Below are 17,607 nucleotides of genomic sequence, written 5' to 3'. Positions count from 1 at the left end.
TGCTCCTCAGTAGCCTGCGTCGAGATCGACCGGCGTGAGCGGTGGCTGGCCGGCGGCCAGCGCTCTGTGATTGTCGAGAAACAGCGCCAGGGCGCGTTCCAGATAGAAGGGCGTGGTCCCGGAGATATGCGGAGTCAGCAGCACGTCCTCGCGCCCCCACAACAGGGAACTCGCCGGGAGGGGCTCCCGCTCGAACACGTCCAGGGCGGCCCCGCCGAGTCGCCCGCTCTCCAGGGCGTCGATCACCGCCGATTCGCACACCACCCCACTCCGCGAGATGTCGACCAGCACGGCTCCGGGACGCAGCGAGGACAGCAGAGCATGGTCGACCAGGCCGCGCGTCTCATCGGTCAACGGCAGGCAGACCACCAGATAGTCGGTATCGGCCAGCACCTCGGGGAGCACCGAACGCGTCAGGAACACCCCCTCCTCCGAAGACGCCTCGACGCGTCGACGCAGGCCGTGGACCCGCATGCCGAAGAGCCGAGCGCGCTCGGCCAGCAGGCCCCCGACTCGCCCCATGCCGAGGATGGTCAGCCGCGCGTCCGTCAATTCGTCCAGCCACGCTCGCTGCCAGTGAGGCGAGGCGGCCCGCCGCGTCCAGTCACCGAAGCGCTTGGCGAAGTAGAGCATGGCCCCCAGCGCGAATTCGCTCATGGCCGGCGCATGCACCCCGGCGCTTCGCGTCATCAGCACCCGTCGCTTGTCGAAGGGCATCGCCCAGATGGCCTCGATCCCCGATGAGAAAAAATGGATCCAGTCATAGCGCGACAGTCGCGACAGGGCCTCGGGCAGCCACGGCAGGGTCGGCGTGATCACCGCATCGACCTCCAAGCCCTCGGGCACCTGCGCGGGGCCGGAAGCCAGCACCACCCGCGCCCCCGGCAATCCCTTGGCGAGCTGCGACAGCAGCGCCTCACGCTGGCGCGCCAGCACCGCTTCGTGCTGCAGGACCAGCAGCGTCTCAACGGGCATCCTCATAGCTGCAACGGTACTTGCTGCATGGGTGCCTGCAGCGGTTCGGCCATCTCGAAGACCTTCTCCGCGAGGCGCCGATGGTTGGCTTCGAGACGCGCCTCATCGGCGCGGCGCCAGCGCGACTCGGCCAGGCGGAGGGCCCGAATCTCCACCGGCAGATCCACCCTGCGCTCCAGCTCCTCCAGGGACTCGGCCCCGCCGTGGAAGGCACGGCTCAGGATCACCCAGTGGGATCCCAGGCGCACGTGCTCGCCCAGAATCCAGTCCGCGGGGAGCAGATTCCCTGACAGGCAACCAATCCCGCCGACCCCCCAGCGAACCCCCGCCTCGTTGAGCATCCGGGCCTCGCCATCGATCATGCCGCCGGCCAGAGGCTCGAAGAGAAACCCCACGCCGAGACCGAGCGACAGGTCGTTCAGGCCGATATGCACCTCGTCGTGCCCCGGCCTCAGCAGCGGCAGCCAGTGTGCGAGGCGAATCAGGGCCGCCGGTGTCTCGGCCAGGTAGGTCACCGGCACGCGGCCCGCGACCAGCGCCTGAAAGCGCTGGACCTCACTGGAAGTGGTGAACATGGGCAGCATGAGCCGCTGAGCACCGTGGGCAATCGCCGCCGATACCTCATCGGCGGTGTGAGCATTCAGGGGATTGATCCTCACCATCAGCTCGGCATGCTCCAGCCGTCCAGCCACCGCCGCGATCTGCGCCAGGCTGTGACAGGCCTGGTGGGTGTCCAGGTGCCCCTGACGCGCCGCCTTGCCCAGCACCTCCTGATCCATGAAGATGCGCGCCACGCCGTTCTGCTCGGCCAGCACCGCCACCTCGGGGCAGGCGGTGATCATCATCAGCTTCAAGGCCATCATGCGTCCGGCACCTCCTCGTTATCCCGTCGTGCGGCCTCCCCCGGAAGGTAGGCGCGCCAGTTGCTGCCCGCTCCGCCGTAGACCCCCTGCGCCGCGAACACCACCCGTACCGTGGCCAGCAGGATGACGAGGTCTCGCCACAGGCTCTGGGCATCGACATAGTCGCAGTCCGCGGCCAACTGGTCCGGCCAGGCCAACCCGCGCCGCCCTCGCACCTGGGCGAGCCCGGTCAGTCCCGGCAGGACCATGAAGCGCCGGTTCAGGTGGACTGGCACCGCCGCCTGCTGCTCCGGCAGCAGCGGGCGCGGGCCTACCAGACTCATCTCACCGCGCAGCACGTTCCACAGCTGCGGCAACTCATCGAGACTGGTGACCCTCAACCAACGTCCGGCCCGGGTGATACGGGGATCCCGCCCCGCCTCCACCACGGCCTCGCGGTACTGGTCGATCGACTCGCGCACGACCATGCTGCGAAACTTGTAGAGCGCGAAGGGCACGCCCTTCCGGCCCAGCCGCGTCTGGCAAAAAAGCACCGGCCCCGGGCTGTCCAGGCGCACCCAGAGCGCCAGCAGACCCAGCAGCGGGGCCAGCAGCACCAGGGCGGTCAGGCTGGCGGTAACGTCCAGGGCACGCTTGCCGGCGGGCGGTCTCATAGCTCCATGGCCTCCAGCATCGCCCGGTTCACGCGGCGGACGTCGAAGCGCTCGACCGCCAGTCGCCGCGACGCCCTGCCCATATGGACCGCCCGTTCCGGTGCTTCCAGGAAGGCCCGCAGCGCCCCCGCCAGGGCCTCGACGTCTCGGGGCGGCACCAGGATCCCGTTGTCGCCGGGAACGACCGTCTCGCGACAGCCCGGCGCGTCGGTGGTGACGATGGCGCGCCCGGTGGCCATGGCTTCCAGCACACAGCGCGGGATGCCTTCCCGGTAGGTAGAGGGAAAGACGAAGACATGGCAGGAGGCGAGCCAGGGACGGACATCGCGTACCCCGCCGACGAACTCCACATGCCCGCGTGCCTTCCAGGCCGCCACCTCCTGCGCCGCACAGGCATGGGGCAGGTCGGGATCATGAGGCCCGACCACCACGAAACGTGCCTCCGGGTAGAGAGGCTTGAGCCGTTCGGCGGCCGCCACGAACTGATCCACTCCCTTGTCGCGAAGCAGCCGGCCCACATAGAGGAACTGCATGGGGCCCGCGGACAAGGGACAATGGGCATACTCAAGAAGGTTCACCCCCGACCCGTCGACGCGCACGGTGCGCGAGCGCGGCGTGAGGATACGCCGCGACAGGAACTCGTTCTGGTCGTCGGGATTCTGGAAGAAGACGGCGCGATTGCCGGCCAGCCCCGCACGATAGAGCGACGAGACCAGGGCGCACAGCAGCCGGGCACGTCGGTTTCGGGCCTCGCCAAAGGCCTGGCCGAGCCCGGTGATCAGCGAGTAGGCCCGCGGCACGCCGGCAAGCCGGGCGGCCAGGCTGCCGTAGACCACCGGCTTGACCGTGTAGCCGAGCACCACTCGAGGGCGAAGTCGTTGCATCAGCCGCCACAGCTCGGCCAGGGTCCGCAGATCCTGCCAAGGCGCCAGCGAGGCGCGCGCCATGGACAGCGGGATCACCGGAATCCCCAACTCCTCGACTTCGGGCAGGTAGTCGGCCCTCGGCACGGCGGCCGCCACTGCATGCCCACGGGCCCGCATCTCGCGAATCAGATCCCCCCGATTGGCGATCAGCGATCGCGCATTGCCCGCCACGATCAGCACCTCCACCCGGGACGTTGCGGTGGCGAGCTTGCCTACCGGCCCCTCAGCCGCCTCCTCGAAGAGCTTCGTGTCCATTCGTCAGGACTCCGTCGACCAGGGGAAACTCACGCTCGCGCTTGGGGCCGGACGGGCCGCAGCCTGTTGCTCGCGAAAGTGACGCTGGCTATGCCACAGCACCACCAGCACCAACCAGAAGAGCGTGGTACGCAGGCCGTTGTGGGTGACCGAATAGAGCAGCGGTCCCGAGAGGGCCAGCCAGACGTGGGGAGGCGTTCGCCACACCGCGGCCAGCAGGACGGACAGGAACAGCGCCAGCCCCGGCACTCCATAGGAAAACAGCATGGTGCCGAACGACGAGTGGATCTCGTTGCCGTGATAGGGCCGGAAGCGCTCCGTGTTGCCCTCCCCCGCCCCGAGAAGGTTGTAGCCCGGGAACTCGACCATGCGCTGATACTTGCGGTGGGCGTAGATGCCCTCGACCTTGTCGGGCGCCCGCTCGAAGCGCTGAGTGATGTTCTGCTCCACTCTCCCGCCGGTCCAGGCATCGAACCCCACCAGCGCCAGCACCAGCAGCGGCACCAGCAGCACCAGCCTCAGCAGATGGCGAAGCCGGCCAAGGTGAAACAGGGCCCAGCTCAGCATCACCAGGCAGAGCCCCCCCATGGCCGCCAGCGATGAAGCCGCCAGGATGTTCGTCACGGCGGCTCCCATGGCCGCCATGGGCAGCGGGCGCAGCGGCAGACGAAAGCCGTGACTGGCCAGCAGCATCACCAGCGCACACAGCGAGAAGTAGGCCAGCTGGTTAGGATTGTTCAAGGTCCCGGTGGCCCTGATCCGACCCAGGGCCAGGTCCAGCACCACACCGCCGAAGGCCACCAGCAGCGCGATCATCACCGCCAGGCGAACCCACCGAATGCCCTCGGGCACGGCGGTCAGGAAGCGCAGCAGTCCGGCCCCGAGCAGGAAGTTGAAGAGGAAGAAGAGCGGATAGCGCAGATAGCCCGCGTCCTGGTCGATCACGCTCCACCCCAGGCTGACCAGGGTGACCCAGACGACCATGGCCAGCCAGGCCAGCACGAAGGGGTGCTGCATCAGGCCCCGGTCGTCTCTCAGCGACATCAGCAGCATGATGGCGATGAAGGGCAGCAGGAGGATGTCGCCCGGCTGGGGCAGGCCGCTAGGCAACAGATAGAACGACGACAGTGACAGCCCCAGGAACAGGAACACCCCACCGAGCGGATTCATTCGACGCCCTCCCCCTCAACGATAGGCATAGAGGTAGCTGTCGCCATAGCCGTAGCGGCCCGTGGCGGTCTTCTCGATGCCGTTGAGGATGGTGCCCTTCAGACTGACCCCCCCGTGCTCCAGGCGACGCTTGGCGGCACGCACCTCCTTAAGGCTGTTCCGGCCATAGCGCACCACCAGCAGGCTGGTGCCCGCCAGCTTGCCCGCCACGGTGGCATCGGTCACGGCCAGCACCGGCGGTGTGTCCAGTACCACCAGCTCGTAGCGACGGCTCATCGCCTCGAGGAAGTCATGGAATCCCCGCTGCATGAGCAGTTCAGAGGGATTGGGGGGCACGCTGCCTCGGGCGATATAGTCAAGGCCCTCGATCGCGGTGGAGCGAATGGCATCCTCGATGCCGATGCGCTGGGCCAGGAGGTCCGAGAGACCGTTGTCCCCGCGCTCGTGGAAGGCGTGATGCAGGTGGCCACGGCGCATGTCCGCATCCACCAGCAGCACCCGCTGCCCCGCCTGGGCACATACCGCTGCCAGGTTCGCCGAGACGAAGCTCTTGCCGACCTCGGGACTGGCGCCGGCAATCATCAGGCGGTTGTCGCCCGACTCGAGCATGGCGAAGTAGAGACTGGTGCGCAGGGCACGCAGCGACTCGACCGCCACCTCGTTGGGATCGCGATCGGCCAGCAGGCCCCGAAAGACGTTCTGCCCCTGGCTGGCCTGACGGGAACGGATGCGTCGTGCCAGGCGCGTCTGCTGGTCGGAGGCCGGTACCACCGCATAGACCGGCAGCCCCAGCTCCTCCAACTGATCGGGTGACTCCACCGCACGGCTCAAGACCAACTTCAATACGACGACCACCATGGCCAGCAGGGCTCCGAACAGGGCGCTGGCAATGGAGACCAGGGCCACCTTCGGGGCAATGGTGCCCCGGAGCAGGACCGCCTCGTCGAGGATACGCACATTGCCCACCGTACCGGCCTTGAGCAGTCGCATCTCCTGACGCTGGTTGAGCAGCTGCACGTAGATCTGCTGATTCACCTCGGTGTCGCGGGTCATTCGCAGCACTTCCTGCTGGGTCTCCGGCAGCAGGTTCACCTGCGCCTCGAGACGCGCTTTCTCCTGCATCAACTGAGCCCGCTGGCGCAGCAGTGCCTGGTAGTTGGGATGCCCGGGACGAAACCGCTCCGCCAGGTCCGACTCCGTCAGGGACAGCGCGGTCAACTGGTTCTCCACCTCGACCAGGCTGTTGAGCAGGTTGCGGGTCTCGAAGTTGAGGTCCACGGAGTCCCGCTCCGCCCGATAGGTGTTGAGCCGGTTCTCCGCGGCGGTGAGCTGCTCGTTGACCTGAGGAATCTGGGCGTCCAGGAAGGCCAGCTGCTTCTCCGCCTCTTCTGACTGGCGCTGGACGTTCTGCGTCAGGAAGACACCGGTGATGGTGGCCAGGATACGGTCGATGCGCTGCTGGTCCGGGCCATTCAGGGTCAGCTGGAAGACCCCCGAGCCATTGCCCCGAGGCACGATGGTGAAACGCTGCTGCAGCTTGCCGATGGCGCTCAGCCGGGAGACGCGCCGAACCGTGAATTCCGCCCCGGGGTGGGCCTCCAGTCGCCCGATGAACAGCCGGTAGCCGCTGTCATCCTGCAGGGTATCGCCGATGTCGCCGGCGAGGATGCGTTGCCCCCCCTGCCACAGCTCCACACTTCGGGGACCGGTCACCCTCAGCAGGTGCTCTCGGCCAACCATGGCCGGCGGAATCTCGAAACGGCTGACCTCCAGGGTTTCATCGTGCCAGACGAATCCATCGACCAGCCGGGCATCGACCCAGGGCAACTCCTCCAGCAAGGCGCTGGGCGTCAACCGTTCGACCCATGCCCGCGTCATGCCATGATGAACCAGAAAGTCACCTACCCAGGGCAGTCGTCTCGGCTCGACCTCGATCGCCAGATCGAGACGATCGACGGTATCGCCCATGACCAGCCGCGACTGCAGGATCTCCATCTCGGCAGAGGTCGGATTGGCCATCTGATTGCCCACGGCCAGGCTGTCCAATACCCCGAGCCCGGCACCGCGGTTCTCGATCTGGATCAGCGCATCGGCCTGATAGATTCTCGGCTGCGAGCTGGCATAGAAATAGCCGCCAAGCAAGAACAGCAGGGCCGTCAGCAGGATCATCCACTTGTGATCCAGCATGGCCGAGACCAGCTTGCCCAGGCTGATGTCGGGGCTCTCCTGAGGGGGCGGCGTCGCCCCCGGATGACTCGGGAATACGGACATGACGATGGCCTCGTGCAGGGGCTAGAGCTGACCGACCTCGTCGGCCGAGCTGGCGATATCGCCGGGGAAGGTGAGGGTCGGCAGCAGCAGGCTGATCACGCTGTTCCAGCGAGCCAGCGGCGCCGAGGTCACATAGACCACGTCCTGGGGCTCAAGCGGGAAACGGGTGCCCAGCATCAGCCGGGTCGCATCGCTGATATCGAGCTGGTAGACGGTCGCCAGCTTTTCGCTCTCCATCGCATGGCCCCGCACCACGAAGATGCCGGAAGGCTCGGCGCGCAGTTCGTTGACGCCTCCGGCACGGGCCAGCGCATCGGTCAGGGTGATGCGCTCATTGCCCAGGGCGATCGCCCCGGGACGACGGACCTGTCCCAGCACCACCACGTTCTGGTTCTCGGAGGTCGGCACGTGCAGCATGTCGCCATCACGCAGCAGCTGGTTCTGGCTCAGGTCGCCCTGGCGCAGCAGGCTGTAGAGCGACAGGCGCTGCTCGCGTCCATCACGCACCAGCAGGATGTTGTGCCAGTCGGCATTCGGGTTGGCCCCGCCCACTTCGCTGATGGCATCCAGAATGGTCATCGGCACGATGGTGATCGGCAGGGTCCCCGGAGTCTCGACCGCCCCGCTGACATAGACCTTCTGGGAGCGGAAGGCCGCCACGCCCACCTCGACCTGAGGGTCGGTAATCACCGTGGAGAGTCGCCGAGTGATTAGACGACGTACCTGTTCCAGCGTCATGCCGGCCACCTTTACCCGGCCCACGTATGGATAGAACATGGTCCCGTCGGGGCGGATACGATTGCCCGTCTCCGCGGCCTCACGCTCGGCACCCGCGGGAATGGTCAGCTCGGGATGGTCATAGACGATGATGCTCAGCACATCGCCCGGCCCCAGGCGATATTCGTAGGACTCGACCGCCCGGCGCAGCTCGCTCGAGGCCGGTCGCGACAGCGACTCCCTAACCGGGGCCATGGCCGCCACCAGCTGTGGCGTGATCGGTTCCAGGTCGACCCGCGCGTCGATCGACTCACCGATCTCGTCCTCGTCGATATGTCCCCCGGGGGCGATGGCACAACCGCCGAGCAGCAGCAGAACTGCCAGCGTGACCATCCCCCTCACCCGAAGCCGCCAGCGAAACTGCTTTCCTGCCCCCGTGCTGAACTGGTCACCCGCGTATACCGCTTGCATGATCATCACGACATCCCCCGTTATGTTCGGCCACGCTACCGCCCCGAGGATGTCGTCTGGCATCGCCCCGAAGCCCCTTTCCGCCGACACAAGGTCACCACCACCCGCCGCTGGCGGGTTTCGCGTCCCGTCGTTCTGCTCACCAGACTTCGGGATACAAATTGATACTTTGTGTTTTCAGAAAGACAACTTCAGCTTACAAATTCACAGACCTGCCACATTGCGGTTTTCCTGAACCACCGCGGGTGATCAGGGACGGCCTTGAAGCTCAAGAATGGCGGAGAGTGATCAACAGGTGAGGAATGACCGAGACCGCCTTCATCGCTCAGTTACGGTGCTGATCAAGTATCAGGGAAGGCCCATGCCAAAGAATCAGGAGGACAGCCAGACGGGAGATGAGACCTTGCCAGCGGCATGCAGAAAGAGCCGTCGGTGGGTAGCGCGACGATGGTGGGTCTGCTCAGCCAGACGGGGAGGACGAATGCGGCGAGGGAGACTCCACCAGCACCCAGGGCACCATCAGCCATCCCAGGAACATCAGGACGCCGGCCGGATAGGCAAAAAAGCCATAGCTCAGTCCGAAGCCCAGGTAGGCCACTGGCACCAGCACGCCGGACATGGCCATGGCGGCATGTCCTGAGGCATCTTTCCGACGCCCGCCCCGGAAGTGCCACCAGGGCAGCAGGTAGAGGGCCAGCAGGGCGACGAGCCCAAGCAGGCCGCGCCGCACCCAGGCATCCAACAGGTCCTGATGCGGATGCCAGAATTCCCGTAGATGCGTCCCGAAGCGAGAATCTGGCCTCGTGATCAGTCTGGCCATGCCGTCCTGGAAACCGGCCTGGCCATGCCCCAGCACCGGCTTGTCGCAGATCAATTGCCCGGCACCCTGCCACAGGGCGATGCGGCTGCTGACCGAGCTCGGTCTCTCGGGATGCGCGACATGCGCCTGGAACTCGGCCACCGCCTCGTCGAGCCGCCCCTTCACCCGGGTCTCCGGTATCAGGTAGAGCGCCAGCGGCACGACCAGCAGCAGGCACAGCAGCCATCGCCAGGCCGGGGGGCGTAGGGCAAGCCCCTGCCCCTGTCGCCAGCCTCGCAGCAAGACCCACATCATCAGCGGCAGCGCGACCCAGCCACCGCGGGCACCGGCGAAACCCGAGGCGACCAGTCCGCCACAGGCGCCCAGCACCAGCAGCCCACACCACATCCGGTCGTGCCGACACAGCGCCCCGCTCAGGCCGGCCACGCATAGCAAAGCCGTGAGCAGGCTGAGATTGCCATAGAGGATCGAATCGAGTCCCACGCCATGCGCACGGGACTGCCCTTCCACCAGCACCTGCCACAGCGCCGAGGCCCCGGTTAGCAGCCCACCGACCGCCAAGCCACCCCACCATGAGGCGGGCGACGGAGGAGCTGTGCGCAGCTGCAGCAGCGCCGGCAAGGCGAGGGAGACCGCCAGCACCGGGGGGAGGCCGCGGGCGGCGTCGAATGCAATCAGCAAGGAGATGAGCTGGGCCAGCCCTAGCAACAGGAGCGCAGAGGCCAGCAGGCGATCCGCCCGGGTCAGCTGCTCGAGACGACAGCGCCGATGCCCCAGTCCCACCAGCCCGGCCGCCGCCAGCCAGCCGACGCTGAGCCAACAGCCCCAAGGGAGCACCAGCGGCAGGGCCGTCAGCAGGAAAACCCCGACGCTGCTGACACGCCCGGCCGAGGGGCGCGAGAAGCGCATGCGGGTCCCGTCCTGCCGTAGCCCGACAACGCTAGCTCAGCGAGTCGCCCCGCCCCACGGCGAAGTAGAGCAGCCCGGCGGCCTTCACCGCCTCGGGTTCGAAGAGGTTACGGCCGTCGACCACCACCGGCATGGCCAACTGCTGCTTCAACCAGGCAAAGTCCAGGGTGCGGAACTCTTTCCACTCGGTGCAGATCACCAGGGCGTCCGCGCCCTTCACCGCCTGGATGCGATCGCCTACCAGCACCAGGTCGTCGCGCTCGCCGTAGAGGCGGCGGCACTCACGCATCGCCTCCGGATCGTAGGCCTGCACGCGGCCACCGGCCTCCCAGAGCGCCTCCATCAGGGTGCGGCTCGGGGCGTCGCGCATGTCATCGGTGTTGGGCTTGAAGGCAAGGCCCCACAGCGCGATGGTCTTACCGGCCAGGTCGCCATCGAAGGCCTGCTGGAGCTTGGCGAACAGCGTCTGCTTCTGGCGCCGGTTCACCGATTCCACGGCAGTCAGCAGCTCCGCCCGGTAGTCCACGTCGGCCGCGGTGCGCGCCAGAGCCTGCACGTCCTTGGGGAAGCAGGAGCCGCCGTAGCCGCAGCCCGGATAGATGAACTGGTAGCCGATGCGCGGATCCGAGCCGATCCCGCGGCGCACCTGCTCCACGTCGGCGCCCAGCCGCTCGGCCAGGTTGGCGATCTCGTTCATGAAGCTGATCTTGGTCGCCAGCATGGCGTTGGCGGCGTACTTGGTCAGCTCGGCCGCCCGCACGTCCATGAACATCAGCTTTTCCTGCTGGCGGATGTAGGGGGCGTAGCACTCGCGCATCAGCCCCTTCACCCGCTCGGACTCGGTCCCGACGACGATCCGCGCGCCGTGGGTGAAGTCCTCGATGGCCGCCCCCTCCTTGAGAAACTCCGGGTTGGAGCAGACGTCGAAGTCGAGGCGCTCGCCCCGAGCCTCGAGGGTCCTCGCCACCGTCGCGCGCACGCGATCGGCGGTGCCGACCGGCACCGTCGACTTGTCGACGATCACCTTGTACTCGTTCATGTGGCGGCCGATGGTCTCGGCCACCGCCAGCACGTACTTCAGATCGGCGCTGCCGTCCTCGTCAGGGGGCGTGCCCACGGCGATGAACTGCAGGGTCCCGAAGGCCACCGCCGTCTCGGGATCGGTGGTGAAGCGCAGCCGTCCCGCCGCCACGTTGGCCTGCACCATGGCCTCGAGCCCAGGCTCGTAGATGGGAATCTCGCCGCCCTCCAGGCGAGCGATCTTGTCCGCGTCCACATCCACGCAGAGCACGTCATGACCCACGTCGGCCAGGCAGGTGCCGGTCACCAGGCCCACGTACCCCGTTCCAAAAATGGTGATCTTCATTCCCTGTCTCCTGACCTATCCTGATGTCATCAAATCTTGTCATAGCGACGCCCGCATCCAGTGGGACTCACCCCCTGTAGGAGCGACGCTCGCGTCGCGATTCGCCGCGAAGCGGCGGTCGAACCGGCACCGCACCATCCCTGTAGGAGCGGTGCTCGCACCGCGATCCGCCGCGCAGCGACGGTGGGGTTGGCCGGGCGCCTCCGGCGCCATCGCGACGCAAGCGTCGCTCCCACAAAGGGCACCAAACTATTGTGGGTGCACCGAACCATTGTGGGGGCACCAAACTATTGTGGGTGCACCGAACCATTGTGGGGGCACCGAACTATTGTAGGAGCGGTGCTTGCACCGCGATCCGCCGCGCAGCGGCGGTGGGGTTGGCAGGGGCCTTTTACAAGCGACCAACTCCTCACCCCCGACTCACCCAACTCCAGCGATAACCCCACATTCTCCCACACCGGTCCTACACCCCATAGAACCCGCGATACCACGCCACGAACTTGCTGACGCCCTCCTCAACGCCGACCCGCGGGCGGTACCCCGTCGCCTGGAAGAGCGCCTCGGTATCGGCCCAGGTGCGCGGCACGTCGCCCGGCTGCATGGGCTGGAAGTCGCAGATCGCCTCACGGCCGGTGGCGGCCTCCACGGCGCGCACGAAGGCCATCAGCGACACCGGACTGCCATGACCGATATTGTAGAGCGCATAGGGCGCGCTGGAACTGTCCGGACCGTCGTCGCTGGCCCGCCACTGCGGGTCGGCCTGGGGAATGACGTCGAGCACGCGCACGACCCCTTCGACGATATCGTCGATGTAGGTAAAGTCGCGCTCCATGTCGCCGTGGTTGTAGACCTGGATCGGCTCGCCGGCCAGGATCGCGCGGGTGAACTTGAACATGGCCATGTCGGGTCGGCCCCAGGGCCCGTAGACCGTGAAAAAGCGAAGCCCGGTGGTCGGCAGGCCATAGAGATGGGAATAGGTGTGCGCCATCAGCTCGTTGGCCTTCTTGGTGGCCGCGTAGAGGCTGATGGGATGGTCCACGCCGTCCCCGGTGGCGAAGGGCACCTGCTCGTTCATGCCATACACCGAGCTCGAGGAGGCGTAGACCAGATGCCCCACGCCGGTGTGTCGACACCCCTCGAGCACGTTCAGGTGCCCGATCAAATTGCTGTCGGCGTAGACGTGGGGGTTCTCCAGGGAGTAGCGCACACCCGCCTGGGCTGCGAGGTGGATCACCCGGTCGAAGCGGTGCTCGGCGAACAGCGCGGCCATGCCCTCGCGATCGGCCAGGTCCAGCGTGATGAATCGCACGTCGTCGCAGCCCGCCAGATCATCGAGGCGGGCCTGCTTGAGCGAGACATCGTAATAAGGGTTGAGATTGTCGATCCCGACGATCTCGTGGCCCTGCCCGGAGAGCCGCCGGGCCACGGCATGGCCGATGAACCCGGCCAGGCCGGTGATTAAGAGCTTCATGGTAATTCCTTGATGGCGCCGGGCGGGATTGTAACGCAATCCTCTCATGGCCGCGTCCCGCCACTTCTCAGGCACAGTGTGGTAGCCTTGCGCAGATTTTTTGCCACGAGATCTCCATGGCCCATAAACGCTTCGCCTTCGTCATCGAGGACCTCTACGGCGGCGGCGCCCAGAAGTCGCTGCTCTACACGGCGGATCAGCTGCGCCAACGCGGCCACGACGTCATCGTCTTCACCCTGCGCGAGCGCATCGAGCACCGCCTGCCCGAAGGCCTCGAGATCGAGAACCTCGGCGTGGTCACCCCCTTCACCAAGGCCACGTCCACGGTGCTGACCGAGAAATGGCAGGCCTCGCGCATCGCCCGCGCCCTGAGGACCTGGCGCCCCGACGTGGTGATCTCCTGCTCCTGCGACAAGATCACCCGTCATCTGCGCCACCCCAACCTCTATTTCTGGGTGAAGTCCGACGTGTCGGCCAAGTTCAGCGATCCGACGCAGCGCGAGCGCGCCTTCGCGAAGATGCGCCGCTTCTACGGCGGGCGACAGGTCATCGCCGTCTCCCAGGGCGTGAAGGAGAACCTGGAAGCCGTGGTGGGCCTCGAGGCCAAACGGATCATTCCCATCTACAACCCCTACGAGCGCGAGCCCTTCGTGGCAATGGCGGCCGAGCCCACCGACCTGCCCGAGGGCGAGTTCTTCCTCTGCGTGGCGGCCCTGGAGCCCCGCAAGCGACACGACCGGCTGCTGCGCGCCTACGCCGAGAGCGGCGTCGCCACGCCGTTGATCATCATGGGCAAGGGCAAGCCGGAGCACGAGGCCGCCATCCGAAAGCAGATCGTCGAGCTCGGCCTGGCCGACCGGGTGACCCTCGCCGGCTATCATCACAACCCCTACCCCTGTATCTCGAGCGCCAAGGCGATGCTCCTCGCCTCCGACGCCGAGGGGCTCCCCCGGGTGCTCATCGAGGCCTTGCTGCTGCATACCCCGGTGATCAGCGTGGACTGCCCCAGCGGCCCGCGGGAGATCCTGACCCAGGAGCTGGCCGATTTCCTTGTCGCCCCCGAGAACGAAAAGGGCCTGGCCGATGCGATCGCGCGCATGAACCAGGCCCCGGTCGAGATCGAGGAGCGCCACTACCGGCAGTTCCTCAAGGAAAGCGTGCTGCCCCAGTTCGAGGCGCTGTGATCAATAGCCCATCATCGGGATCTGACGTGAAACTGCTGGATATCCCCTTCAATGACAGGCGCCGCCGTTATCTGGTCGTCCACCCGAACGGCCTGCCGGACAGGCTCGCCCTCTCCAGCACCACGACCACCCAGGCCTTCGAGGCTGTGGGCAGCAGCCGCTTCTACGTCTCGCAGAACCGGCGGATCCTCGCCAAGGTGGTGCCGGACAAGTTCAACAAGCGAGAAGCACCCTTCAAGTGGCTCCTGAGGGATTACCTCGAGAAGCGCTGGCTGGGCCAGTCCGACGCCCGCAAGGAGTATCTCAGCCTGCAGGTCCTGCGCCGCGCCGGCCTCGCCACGCCCCGCTGCCATGGCTGGGGAATCTCGCTCAACCCCGGCAACCGCAACGGCTCGTTGTTGCTGATGGAGCATATGCAGACCGCGCGGCCCGGCGGCGAGGTCTTCGAGGAACTCGACGAACCGGGGCGTCTCGCCTTCCTCGAGCGCTTGTGTCGGGACGTGGCCCGGCTCGCCCGCGCCGGCTACGTGCACCGAGACCTGCACTACAACAACCTGCTGCTCGACGAGCACGGCGGGATTCTCTGGATCGATGCCCACGTGCGTCGGCTGCCAACGAAAAGCGCCGACCAGTGGCCGGCGCTTCAGCGATCGTTGACGGTGAACAAGCTCAGGGGGGAAACCTATCGGCGGCAGGCCGAAACGCTGCTGCGCGATCTATGGCCTATAGCCTAAGTTGCAGCTGACTCGCTTCCCGCGTCGAGCCGCTTGACGATACGTGCCGGCACCCCGGCCAACACCACATTGTCGCCGAAAGCTCGATTCACGACGGCATTGGCACCGATGACCACGTTGTTGCCGACCCGCCCCTCGCCGATCACCTTGGCACCGGGATAAACGACAACGTCGTTTCCCAGGCGCGGGAACGCTTTTTCGCCCTCAGGGGCGCCGGCCAAGGTTACCTGCTGATAGAGCCGGCAGCGCTCGCCCAGTACCAGACGGTCACCGATCACCACCGACGTCGGGTGCGAAAAGTGCACTCCGGCTCCCAGGACGCTCCTGGGCCCCACGTAGACCCCGAACCGCATGGCAAGCCCCTGGAACATCCACCGCGCCACCCCTCGAGCCCCCGAATGCTGCAGCCACTGCGCCAAGCGAAGACGCGTCGCGACCCGAACGGCTGGCTTGCCTGCGCACACATGCCGCAAGAGACGCCACCAGGACCAGCGCTGACCAGGCTTGAAGGCCTCTTCCTGTGAAGTGGACCCCATTCCTTGGACCACCTGACAGGCTATCTAAGCTCGGATCGGGTCATCATCGGCGTCAGGCCACCTTGTTCAGTGGTTGAGGGAAATACAGCTCATCGGGTGTCGCATCGTCCAGTCCCTGGTGAGGCCGCTCCTGGTTGTACCAGGTGAAGTAGCGGCCCAGCTCCTGTTTCAGCTGAGCCCCGTCCTTGAAGGCTTTCAGGTAGACGCACTCATACTTCACGCTGCGCCAGAGCCGTTCCACGAATATGTTGTCCTGGTAACAGCCCTTGCCGTCCATGCTGATCCGGACATCATGGGCTTCCAGCACCTCGGTGAACGCATGGCTGGTGAACTGACAGCCTTGATCCGTGTTGAATATCTCCGGCGCTCCATGGCACGCCAGGGCCTCCTCCAGGGCATCGACGCAGAAGTCCGCATCTAGGGTGTTGGAGACTCGCCAGGCCAGCACACGGCGGCTGTGCCAGTCCATGATGGCCACCAGGTACATGAACCCGCGTGCCAGTGGGATGTAGGTTACATCGGTCGCCCACACTTGATTGGGGCGGTCGATGACTCGGCCCCGCAGTAGGTAGGGATAGATCCGATGACCCTCGCCCGGCCGGCTGGTGCATGGCTTCGGATAGACGGCCTGTAGGCCCATCTGGCGCATCAGTCGCTGAACGCGCTTGCGGTTCACCGCGTGTCCCAAACGATTGAGATAGGCCGTCATCCGTCGTGATCCATAGACCGGTGTGCGCAGGTGTTCCTCGTCGATCAGGCGCATTAGCTCCAGGTCATAGGCCCGTAGCGCCTTGCGCTGGTAGTACATCGAGGAACGACTGATACCGAGCAGCTGGCACTGACGCCGGAGGCTGATGTCGGGCGCCTGCGGCTCGACCAGTGCCAGGCGCTGGGCCCGGCTCAACGATCGAGCCTGCGTGACAAAAAATCACGTTCCACCGTCAGCTTGCCGATCTCGCGGTAGAGCGTGTCGATCTCCTCCTGGGTCTTCTGGACAGCCTTGCCGGCACTCTTGTTCTCGAAGACGCCGGTGGCATTGTCCAGCAGCTCGCGTTTCCACTGGCTCACCATGGTCGGATGGATCTCGAAGCGGGCCGCGATCTCCGACGTGGTCTGATCGCCCTTGAGGGCGGCGAGGGCTACTTTGGCCTTGAACTCACTGCTGTACTGTCGACGTTTCCTGCTCATGATCAGGCTCTCCTGGTCGGTCTGATCAGAGCTTAGCGCCTGGTCCGAATTCCGGGGTCCACTTCACTGAATGATCGCCTTGAAGTCTTGCAGGTTAATTGGGCTTCTCCTTCCGCTAGGCCATTTCTTTCAAAACACGATCTACCTGGCAACGAAGCGTCAGCGAGGCTCGGGATCCAGCGGCCCGGGCCCGGTCTCGGGAAGACACTCGGCCAGGGCGGCCCTGAAACGCGCCAGCGCCTTGTTCCCAGTAGCCCCCTTCGTGACGGTTTCCCACCACTCCCGGTGCACCGCCTTGACTACCACTGGCACCGAGGGGAGGCCAAGCCGCTGCGCCATGGCCAGCCGATGCAGACCACGATTGATCTTGATCAGTCGCCCTTCACGACTAACCGCCACCCCGAGCTGGTCCTTGCCGCGACCGGCATCGAAGCCGCGCGCCGCCATGTCATCGAGAAAGCTCAGGTAGACGCGCAGGTAGGTGAGGATGCGGTGTTCGGAATCCAACAGGATGCCCTGTTGGTGAGACGACCATGGCCGACCGGCGTCCAGGCGCGCTTTCAGTTCACGAAAGCGCTCGGTCTCGCGCAGATCGTCACGATGGTCGTCGAGGTCGCTGATGAAACGATATCGGGAACTGTGGAGAAGGTGGCCCCGCCTGAGATCCCACTCCCCATCCCAGATGAAGGCCGAGGATGAAGGCCTCAAGCGTTTGGCATAGCCGCGCCAGTGCGTACTGCGAATCAGCGCCCGGGGATCGACGTGCAGCACCAGGCCATCTCCCAGCTGTTCTTCCACGACGCGACGAGGCAGGCCCTTTCGCTCCACCCAATCCGCACCGGGCATTTCACGGTGCCACAGCCTGAAAAGCCCACTCTCCAGCGGCAACACGAGGTTTTCTATTGCACCGTCACGCAGTGCCACCTGGAGTCGGGCGCGCTGTACCGGCCAGAACATCCGCCGATCGTAGAGCGGGTCAAAGGCCGGATCGCCGGCGGGGGCGACGGGAACACGCTTATCGGCGTCGGATACACGCTGCATGCTGAAAAAGGCCACTCTCTCGAACAGGAGCAGGATATTAGCAAACTAACATCATGC

15 protein-coding genes are annotated in these 17,607 nt (G+C 65.9%); 2 read left to right on the top strand and 13 right to left on the bottom strand.

Going from position 1 to position 17,607, the window contains the following annotated elements:
* Positions 1 to 6: 6 nt before the first annotated feature.
* The 10 genes from FIU83_RS07690 to FIU83_RS07645 all read right to left on the bottom strand — a co-directional run bounded on the left by FIU83_RS07690 (position 7) and on the right by FIU83_RS07645 (position 12,867).
* On the bottom strand, positions 7 to 975 hold the full coding sequence (locus tag FIU83_RS07690; protein ID WP_152485292.1) for a D-2-hydroxyacid dehydrogenase: 969 nt from the start codon (positions 973 to 975) through the stop codon (positions 7 to 9).
* Positions 976 to 977: 2 nt separating this feature from the next.
* A complete protein-coding gene (locus FIU83_RS07685; protein WP_152483510.1) occupies positions 978 to 1,838 on the bottom strand; it encodes an aldolase/citrate lyase family protein in 861 nt (286 codons plus the stop codon).
* A complete protein-coding gene (locus FIU83_RS07680; RefSeq protein ID WP_152483509.1) occupies positions 1,835 to 2,491 on the bottom strand; it encodes a sugar transferase in 657 nt (218 codons plus the stop codon). Before FIU83_RS07680 ends, FIU83_RS07685 begins: the two co-directional genes overlap by 4 nt.
* The gene (locus FIU83_RS07675) at positions 2,488 to 3,672 is read right to left on the bottom strand and encodes a glycosyltransferase family 4 protein (RefSeq protein WP_152483508.1); all 1,185 of its coding nucleotides are present in this window, start codon (positions 3,670 to 3,672) and stop codon (positions 2,488 to 2,490) included. Before FIU83_RS07675 ends, FIU83_RS07680 begins: the two co-directional genes overlap by 4 nt.
* A 3-nt stretch (positions 3,673 to 3,675) precedes the next feature.
* Entirely contained in the window at positions 3,676 to 4,842 is a 1,167-nt protein-coding gene (locus tag FIU83_RS07670; protein ID WP_152483507.1) for a hypothetical protein, read from the bottom strand.
* 15 nt (positions 4,843 to 4,857) lie between these two features.
* Entirely contained in the window at positions 4,858 to 7,113 is a 2,256-nt protein-coding gene (locus FIU83_RS07665; protein ID WP_152483506.1) for a polysaccharide biosynthesis tyrosine autokinase, read from the bottom strand.
* A gap of 21 nt (positions 7,114 to 7,134) precedes the next feature.
* The gene (locus tag FIU83_RS07660) at positions 7,135 to 8,223 is read right to left on the bottom strand and encodes a polysaccharide export protein (RefSeq protein WP_253939564.1); all 1,089 of its coding nucleotides are present in this window, start codon (positions 8,221 to 8,223) and stop codon (positions 7,135 to 7,137) included.
* 538 nt (positions 8,224 to 8,761) lie between these two features.
* Positions 8,762 to 10,030: an O-antigen ligase gene (locus FIU83_RS07655; protein WP_152483504.1), complete on the bottom strand. Its 1,269-nt coding sequence runs from the start codon at positions 10,028 to 10,030 to the stop codon at positions 8,762 to 8,764.
* 31 nt (positions 10,031 to 10,061) lie between these two features.
* Entirely contained in the window at positions 10,062 to 11,396 is a 1,335-nt protein-coding gene (locus tag FIU83_RS07650; RefSeq protein ID WP_152483503.1) for a UDP-glucose/GDP-mannose dehydrogenase family protein, read from the bottom strand.
* A gap of 463 nt (positions 11,397 to 11,859) precedes the next feature.
* Positions 11,860 to 12,867: an NAD-dependent epimerase gene (locus tag FIU83_RS07645; protein WP_152483502.1), complete on the bottom strand. Its 1,008-nt coding sequence runs from the start codon at positions 12,865 to 12,867 to the stop codon at positions 11,860 to 11,862.
* A 116-nt stretch (positions 12,868 to 12,983) separates the two neighbouring features.
* Here FIU83_RS07645 and FIU83_RS07640 point away from each other — a divergent pair, with 116 nt between their 5' ends.
* Together FIU83_RS07640 and FIU83_RS07635 are read left to right on the top strand one after the other, a co-directional pair.
* Positions 12,984 to 14,051, top strand: coding sequence for a glycosyltransferase (locus FIU83_RS07640; protein ID WP_152483501.1), 1,068 nt, complete (start codon positions 12,984 to 12,986; stop codon positions 14,049 to 14,051).
* A gap of 26 nt (positions 14,052 to 14,077) precedes the next feature.
* On the top strand, positions 14,078 to 14,785 hold the full coding sequence (locus tag FIU83_RS07635) for a lipopolysaccharide kinase InaA family protein (protein ID WP_152483500.1): 708 nt from the start codon (positions 14,078 to 14,080) through the stop codon (positions 14,783 to 14,785).
* On the opposite strand, the gene FIU83_RS17450 is transcribed toward FIU83_RS07635, so the two are convergent.
* The 3 genes from FIU83_RS17450 to FIU83_RS07620 all read right to left on the bottom strand — a co-directional run bounded on the left by FIU83_RS17450 (position 14,782) and on the right by FIU83_RS07620 (position 17,550).
* A complete protein-coding gene (locus tag FIU83_RS17450) occupies positions 14,782 to 15,090 on the bottom strand; it encodes a serine O-acetyltransferase (protein ID WP_172976050.1) in 309 nt (102 codons plus the stop codon). The genes FIU83_RS07635 and FIU83_RS17450 overlap by 4 nt on opposite strands.
* A gap of 283 nt (positions 15,091 to 15,373) precedes the next feature.
* A protein-coding gene (locus FIU83_RS07625) for an IS3 family transposase (protein ID WP_152483498.1) occupies positions 15,374 to 16,509 on the bottom strand; the annotation gives its coding sequence in 2 pieces (ribosomal slippage) (positions 15,374 to 16,236 and positions 16,236 to 16,509; 1,137 coding nt in all).
* 159 nt (positions 16,510 to 16,668) lie between these two features.
* Positions 16,669 to 17,550, bottom strand: a complete 882-nt coding sequence (locus FIU83_RS07620; RefSeq protein WP_152483497.1) for a hypothetical protein — start codon at positions 17,548 to 17,550, stop codon at positions 16,669 to 16,671.
* Positions 17,551 to 17,607: the final 57 nt, after the last annotated feature.

This window comes from Halomonas sp. THAF5a (assembly GCF_009363755.1).
Lineage (GTDB): Bacteria > Pseudomonadota > Gammaproteobacteria > Pseudomonadales > Halomonadaceae > Halomonas.
This window is presented reverse-complemented; position numbering and strand designations above follow the sequence as displayed.

Bases quoted from the DNA above. Each gene is read 5' to 3' on its own strand.
- FIU83_RS07660 (WP_253939564.1), bottom strand. From the start codon at position 8,223: ATGGTCACGCTGGCAGTTCTGCTGCTGCTCGGCGGTTGTGCCATCGCC.
- FIU83_RS07680 (WP_152483509.1), bottom strand. From the start codon at position 2,491: ATGAGACCGCCCGCCGGCAAGCGTGCCCTGGACGTTACCGCCAGCCTG.
- FIU83_RS07675 (WP_152483508.1), bottom strand. From the start codon at position 3,672: ATGGACACGAAGCTCTTCGAGGAGGCGGCTGAGGGGCCGGTAGGCAAG.
- FIU83_RS07620 (WP_152483497.1), bottom strand. From the start codon at position 17,550: ATGCAGCGTGTATCCGACGCCGATAAGCGTGTTCCCGTCGCCCCCGCC.
- FIU83_RS07665 (WP_152483506.1), bottom strand. From the start codon at position 7,113: ATGTCCGTATTCCCGAGTCATCCGGGGGCGACGCCGCCCCCTCAGGAG.
- FIU83_RS07650 (WP_152483503.1), bottom strand. From the start codon at position 11,396: ATGAAGATCACCATTTTTGGAACGGGGTACGTGGGCCTGGTGACCGGC.
- FIU83_RS07645 (WP_152483502.1), bottom strand. From the start codon at position 12,867: ATGAAGCTCTTAATCACCGGCCTGGCCGGGTTCATCGGCCATGCCGTG.
- FIU83_RS07640 (WP_152483501.1), top strand. From the start codon at position 12,984: ATGGCCCATAAACGCTTCGCCTTCGTCATCGAGGACCTCTACGGCGGC.
- FIU83_RS07670 (WP_152483507.1), bottom strand. From the start codon at position 4,842: ATGAATCCGCTCGGTGGGGTGTTCCTGTTCCTGGGGCTGTCACTGTCG.
- FIU83_RS07655 (WP_152483504.1), bottom strand. From the start codon at position 10,030: ATGCGCTTCTCGCGCCCCTCGGCCGGGCGTGTCAGCAGCGTCGGGGTT.
- FIU83_RS07690 (WP_152485292.1), bottom strand. From the start codon at position 975: ATGCCCGTTGAGACGCTGCTGGTCCTGCAGCACGAAGCGGTGCTGGCG.
- FIU83_RS07685 (WP_152483510.1), bottom strand. From the start codon at position 1,838: ATGATGGCCTTGAAGCTGATGATGATCACCGCCTGCCCCGAGGTGGCG.